Origin of the sequence: Pseudoalteromonas sp. Z1A8, assembly GCF_011378855.1 — a bacterium.
In the GTDB taxonomy this organism is placed as follows: Bacteria; Pseudomonadota; Gammaproteobacteria; order Enterobacterales; family Alteromonadaceae; genus Pseudoalteromonas.
Map to the genome: position 1 here is coordinate 22,629 of NZ_WTLB01000050.1, position 6,000 is coordinate 28,628.

6 protein-coding genes are annotated in these 6,000 nt (G+C 39.6%); 1 reads left to right on the forward strand and 5 read right to left on the reverse strand.

Annotated features, from left to right (window positions below; translation table 11 throughout):
* Positions 1 to 202: 202 nt before the first annotated feature.
* Positions 203 to 1,177: a Gfo/Idh/MocA family oxidoreductase gene (locus GQR55_RS16430; protein ID WP_166421444.1), complete on the reverse strand. Its 975-nt coding sequence runs from the start codon at positions 1,175 to 1,177 to the stop codon at positions 203 to 205.
* Between the two features lie 37 nt (positions 1,178 to 1,214).
* Positions 1,215 to 2,225, reverse strand: a complete 1,011-nt coding sequence (locus tag GQR55_RS16435) for an AraC family transcriptional regulator (RefSeq protein ID WP_166421445.1) — start codon at positions 2,223 to 2,225, stop codon at positions 1,215 to 1,217.
* A 102-nt stretch (positions 2,226 to 2,327) separates the two neighbouring features.
* On the opposite strand from GQR55_RS16435, the gene GQR55_RS16440 reads away from it, so the two are divergent.
* Entirely contained in the window at positions 2,328 to 3,932 is a 1,605-nt protein-coding gene (locus tag GQR55_RS16440; RefSeq protein ID WP_166421446.1) for a GMC family oxidoreductase N-terminal domain-containing protein, read from the forward strand.
* Between the two features lie 13 nt (positions 3,933 to 3,945).
* Here the strand turns inward: GQR55_RS16440 and GQR55_RS16445 are convergent, their stop codons facing one another.
* The 3 genes from GQR55_RS16445 to GQR55_RS16455 all read right to left on the reverse strand — a co-directional run bounded on the left by GQR55_RS16445 (position 3,946) and on the right by GQR55_RS16455 (position 5,650).
* A complete protein-coding gene (locus tag GQR55_RS16445) occupies positions 3,946 to 4,761 on the reverse strand; it encodes a class I SAM-dependent methyltransferase (RefSeq protein ID WP_166421447.1) in 816 nt (271 codons plus the stop codon).
* A gap of 3 nt (positions 4,762 to 4,764) precedes the next feature.
* Positions 4,765 to 5,163 (reverse strand): hypothetical protein, encoded by a 399-nt coding sequence (locus GQR55_RS16450; RefSeq protein ID WP_024600580.1) that lies wholly within the window; start codon positions 5,161 to 5,163, stop codon positions 4,765 to 4,767.
* Positions 5,164 to 5,230: 67 nt separating this feature from the next.
* On the reverse strand, positions 5,231 to 5,650 hold the full coding sequence (locus GQR55_RS16455) for a DUF3429 domain-containing protein (RefSeq protein ID WP_166421448.1): 420 nt from the start codon (positions 5,648 to 5,650) through the stop codon (positions 5,231 to 5,233).
* Positions 5,651 to 6,000: the final 350 nt, after the last annotated feature.

Sequence of the window (6,000 nt, forward strand, 5' to 3'; positions counted from 1 at the left end):
ATATTGGTAGTAAGTCAGTTTAAGTTGTTGGTGTTAAATTTGTTGCGGAAATATTTTTATTTCTAAGACATCTTATTTGATTGCCCATGGATGGGGATCGTTATTTTTTAAACGTTTTGTAAAGTGTGTCGTTGTACGAAAGCTTAAATAGCTTTTTTTCTGGGCGTTAACTGTCGTTGGTTAACGCCCATATTTTATTTAGTTAGTCGTTAGGGTACACAACCCCAAGTTGTTTGCGCGCTTCATCAAGTACGCTCATTACGTTACAGGCTAAAATGTGTGTATTAACAGGTGACTCAAGGATATTTTGCTTCACTAATGACATAAAATGCTCAACTTCGTATTTCATAAAGTGCTCATCAAACGGCTGGGATATAACCTCTACGGCACCATTATTAGCAATAAATTCAATCTTTTTAAGTTGTGATACGGCTTCTATACGTATGCGGCCAAGCTCACCTTGTATTTCGGTAATATTGTCGCCTTGCGATATTTTAGAGTAACTAATAACGGCTTGTTTATCTGCATAGTTTAGTAATACATCGCCCGCACCATCTACACCTGTATCAAGCAATACGCCACTGGCACTTACGCTTTTTGGCGCTCCCCACAGTGCAATTAATAAATACAGTGGGTAAATACCTAAGTCGACCAATGCGCCATTAGCAAACTCAGGTAAAAATGTATTTGGGCGCTCGCCATTTTTGTACTTATCGTAACGCGACGAATACTGACTGTACTGGCCAATATATTTACGTGGCGTGCCAATTTTTACCATTGCCTTTTGCAAAAGTGCAAAGTTTGGCAGGTGAGTGGTCATCATGGCTTCCATGTATAGGCGCTGATGCTTTTTGGCTGTCGCTATAATACTTGCAAGCTCTTTAGAATTGGCTGCTGATGGCTTTTCGCCAAGGACATGTTTACCAGCTTCTAGGCACATAACGGCGTATTGTTTAGGGGCGGCTATGTAGACAGCATCGACATTGTGATCTTGGCATACTTGCTCGATTGAGGTGAAAATTTTTGCTTGTGCGTTTTGTGGGTGTTTGGTTAAAAATGCTTCGCCGCTTGGTACTGCGCGCGAGCACACCCCATATAAATTAAAATCGTTTAACGTATTTGCAGCGGCTAACAATGTGTCGCTAATAAAATTGGTGCCAACAATAACAAAGTTCATGCTCACTCCTTAGCTTAAATAAAAATAATAAGAGTGTTTAGTTTAACATTTTTTTAGTTCTATATGCTCGAGGAGAACACCCAAACCAGCGTTTAACATTAACACTTAGCGTAGCTTGCTCCTGATACCCTAAAAGCTCAGATATGGTTGATATTGTAAATTGGCTTTGCGCTAAGTAGTGGGCAGCTAAAGCGCGACGAGTGGCATCTTTAAGTTTTACAAAACTCGTATTATGTTTGATAAGTTCTCGGTGCAGAGTACGCGGGTGCATACCCAGCGCAGCTGAAATAGTTTGGTTACTGCATTGATAAATAGGAAGCATAGGCCTAATTAGCGCACTAACTTGGTTGGGCAATGATTGGGTGTGTTCTTTGTTTTTTGCCAAGAAGCTTAGCGCCGCTTGTACTTTATTTAGCTCAGGGTGATCAAGCTCAAGGGTTAAATCACTTTTTGAGATTACAATACCAGCGCTGTTGCGATGCTCTGTAACGTTACAACCAAAATAAGTGTTATAAGCACGAGTATTATTACTTAATTTTTTTGGCAAAAATATAGTAATTGGTTTGCAGCGGTTATTGCTCAGCTTTTTAATAACAGCCAGTGCTAATCCAATGGTTAGCTCAATTACTTGGTTAATGTGCGGTAATGGTTTTAAATTAATTTCGAATGATAAAAACACGCTTTTATCACTCTCTAAAGGGTGAGAGTTTAAGCTAAGTGCAGGGCTGTGCAAGTAAAGGTATTTAATAACCCAATTAAGTGCATCACCTAAATTAGTACTGCTTTTGGCTGCTATTGCAACATGTCCTAAAATATCAAAATTTTGCCTGCTTGCGAGCTTAAGGCCAAAACTAGAGCAATTGAACTCACAAGCACAGTATTCTAATAACTCAGCGTAATCTCGATAAGGCAAATAGTGGTTGTCGAGGTTTTTAAAGTCAACGTTACTAATATTACAGTTTTGCATTATTTGATGCGGATCGCCGCCAAATTCGCTAATTAGCGTGTCTATACCTTGTAATGACGTGGCTCTGATCAGGCTGCTCATGGTTAACCTCAAATAAATGATGTCTAAAAATATCAAGTTTTGTTGAGTTTTTCTATGCACTATTACTGTTAAGGACGTTTAACACTTTTATTAAGGTACACCATGAACAATACAACATTTGATTACATTGTGATTGGCGCAGGCAGTGGCGGCTGCGTGATGGCATCGCGCTTGTCTGAAGATAAAAATGTAAGTGTGTGCTTAATTGAAGCTGGCGGCAGCGATAAAAGCGCATTTGTACAAATGCCAGCTGGCATAGCAGCAAGTGTGCCTTATGGCATAAATAGTTGGCATTACAATACAGTACCTCAAAAAGAGTTAAATAATCGGTGTGGTTTTGTGCCGCGTGGCAAAGTGCTGGGTGGGTCGAGCTCTACCAATGCAATGGTTTATATTCGCGGTACTAAATACGATTACGACCAGTGGGCACAGCTTGGTAATACAGGCTGGGATTTTAATAGTTTACTCCCGTATTTTATTAAAGCTGAGAACAATAAAGCGTTTATAAATAATGAGCTGCATGGCACTGATGGCCCCTTACATGTACAAGAGCTAAGTAACCCAAGCGATGTAAACCAGTATTTTTTAAATGCCTGTGCTGAGCAGGGCGTTAATTTAAGCGACGATATTAATGGTGCAGAGCAGCAAGGCGCACGGCTTTCACAAGTGACTCAGCATAATGGCGAGCGTTGTAGCGCCGCTAAAGCGTATTTAACACCTAACTTAAATAGAACTAACTTAACGGTACTGACTAAAAGCCACGTTAATAAAGTTATAATTAATGATAAAACCGCCCAAGGTGTGCAAATAGAAAAAAACGGCAAAGTAATAGATTTATTTGCTAATAAAGAAGTGATTTTGAGCGCCGGTGCTATTAATTCACCGCAGGTATTAATGCTTTCGGGTATTGGCCCTAAAGCTCAGTTAAGCGCGCATAATATTAAAGCTCAACACGTACTTGAAGGTGTTGGCGCTAATTTACAAGATCACTTAACCGTAGTGCCGCTTTATAAATCAAAAACAAACAAGGGTACCTTTGGTATAAGCCCACTTGGTATTGCGAGCATTTTTAAAGGCTGCGTTAACTGGTTTAGTAAGCGAGAGGGGCGATTAACGAGTAATTTTGCAGAGTCGCATGCATTTATTAAGTTATTTGAAGATTCGCCTGCATCTGATGTACAGCTAGAGTTTGTAATAGGGCTGGTGGACGATCATAGTCGTAAATTGCACGCTGGGCATGGTTACAGTATACACAGCAGTATTATGCGCCCTAAAAGCCGAGGAACTATTACATTAGCCGACAGCAACCCACGTAGTGCTCCACTTATTGACCCTAATTACTTAAGCCACCCAGATGACTTAGTTGCAATGCTTGCTGGCCTTAAAAAAACACTCGCTATTATGCAAAGCAAAGCTTTTGATGCTATACGCGGTAAAATGGTGTATCCGCTTGATATAAATAATGACGAGCAACTAATTGAGTTTATACGCCAAACGGCTGATACCGAATATCACCCGGTTGGTACATGCAAAATGGGGCAAGACTCAATGGCAGTGGTGGATACTAATTTGCGAGTACACGGGGTAAGTAACTTACGTGTTGTGGATGCGTCGATTATGCCTACTATTATTACCGGCAACACAAATGCACCGGTAATTGCGATTGCTGAAAAAGCAGCTGATTTAATTAAACGTGGCAACGTTTAATTATTAAAGACACTTAGCTATAAAATTCGTTTAACCATTGTTGCCAATCGCTTTCAAGGTGCAGCATTTGCTGATGCTTTTTAGCGTTTAGGTGCTTGGTTTCGTCCTCGCTTGCCATGTAAGGTCCAACGCGGCAAAGGGGGCAGTGGTTAGGTGTTAAATATGCTGGCTTTGTGAGGCGTGAGCTTAATTCGCTAGTGTGTGTATCAATACCTTTTGGGCTGAAAACGTAAGTAATACCGCTGGTGTCTTTTACGTGTTTATCGCGGTCAACATTACGAATTTTATAACCTTCAAAATGGTTAATATCAAACGGGGTTTGACCTAAATAATCAGCGGTTAAACCATTATTTAAACTGCCTTCAATATTCCACTCTCGATAGGGTTTTACGTCTTTAGAGGTTATGTAACACAGCATTGGGCCATCAGGGCTCAGCGCATATTCGTTCGCGTATTTAATAAATTGGTGCAGTAAAGCGCGGTTAAGCACATTCATGCTGGTTTGGCGGGTGTTGTTTTCAAACGCTTCACGCCCTACAAACGCAGGTATAAGCGGAAACTGAAAAATAACCACGTCAAAGCTGTGCTGATTTACACTTAGAGTTTGCCAACACGCAGGATTTGTTACATCAAAGTTATTAAGTACGGCAACGTTTTGCGCTTTTAAATCGTTAAGCGCATTGTCTTGGTACTTTTGCTCAATAGTGATTGCATCATCGTAGGTAGAGGCCACTAATGTGCGCGGCTTTACGTTGTTATGTATGGCGCTCGAAAATGATAAGTCGCCATCGCCAACAGTGAGTATTCGCCAATCAGGATCTAAATACATAAATTAAAGCGGTTTAGTTGGTGTGTTATCAGCATCAGGCGTACTTTTTTGAGACTGTGCTGCGAGTAAACGATGAAACGCAAGTCTGGTTTTTAACCCTTCAATTGCGATTTGTTTAATAATAAGATTAAAGGTAATTAAAATGGCAAAGGCAATATGAATAGGACCGTGAGTAAATCCTGCATTTGTATCGTAAAGCATTAAACCGAATAGCAAAAATAAGACGACTAAGAAAATTTCGAGTAATTGACTTGAATAAAAACTCAAACGACCTTCACTTTTATGATCTTTTTTTATGCGGATAGCACAAAAAAATGGGATCACTTTGATTTTAAATGCCGCGTTTTTTTCTACATAGTTTTCGCCAAGTTCATCGAGTTGTTGGCGTAATTGGTCAATCATGGTGTGTCCTCAAATAGCAGTGCGCGGATATTACCTTATTACCACGCAATATTTAAGTTTACAGTCACTATTTAGGGTAAATACTCATACCAATAGTTAGGATGTGACAAACAAATACAACGGAGGTCAGCACAAAGCGCATTTTTTGATAATCTTTATGATAGGTTTGCCATTGCGGCGTGGCTTTTTCAAATATAATTACTAACCAAAAACTAGCCCCTAGCCACGCCAGTGCCCACTCTACGGGTAAAAATGATAAAAATGGAACTGGGATAACAGGTAATACCGCTTTAATTGCATTGCTATAGCTTTGCTCTCCGGCCCGCCACAAGTTACCTGCCATAAATGCTAAAATAGCGATACTGTAAAAAGTAAAAAACTCTAAGTTAACGCTGTTACTACCAAACACAAGCGGCCATGCCACGCAGCCTAAAAAAGGAAGTAGCCCTAGGTAGCCTAGTTGAATGTGATTAACAAATTTTTCCATAACAGTGTGCCTTGTGTTTGAACGTTTTTAAGCGCGGTTATTGTAGCAGTATTTTATAAGTAAAGTGGATTTAGAATAAATGCGAGCTACTAAATAGTGTAGAGGTATTAATTGATTAAACGTTGTAGATAAAGCACTCGATCTTCATTGTTATTATTTCTTTAAATATAAAGTAATACAATATGTAGGGTAGGCTGATGATTAGCCTATTTTATTTTTACTGGGAGGTGATACTTATCGTTTTATCAGATTAAAAAGCCTCTTAAAGATAACACCATTCAGTTAAGCATGTTTTGACTTAATGGTGTACCGAGTTTTTGAAATTCGAACGGTCCTACTTTTGGGCCGTT

Bases quoted from the DNA above. Each gene is read 5' to 3' on its own strand.
- GQR55_RS16435 (WP_166421445.1), bottom strand. From the start codon at position 2,225: ATGAGCAGCCTGATCAGAGCCACGTCATTACAAGGTATAGACACGCTA.
- GQR55_RS16440 (WP_166421446.1), top strand. From the start codon at position 2,328: ATGAACAATACAACATTTGATTACATTGTGATTGGCGCAGGCAGTGGC.
- GQR55_RS16445 (WP_166421447.1), bottom strand. From the start codon at position 4,761: ATGTATTTAGATCCTGATTGGCGAATACTCACTGTTGGCGATGGCGAC.
- GQR55_RS16430 (WP_166421444.1), bottom strand. From the start codon at position 1,177: ATGAACTTTGTTATTGTTGGCACCAATTTTATTAGCGACACATTGTTA.
- GQR55_RS16455 (WP_166421448.1), bottom strand. From the start codon at position 5,650: ATGGAAAAATTTGTTAATCACATTCAACTAGGCTACCTAGGGCTACTT.
- GQR55_RS16450 (WP_024600580.1), bottom strand. From the start codon at position 5,163: ATGATTGACCAATTACGCCAACAACTCGATGAACTTGGCGAAAACTAT.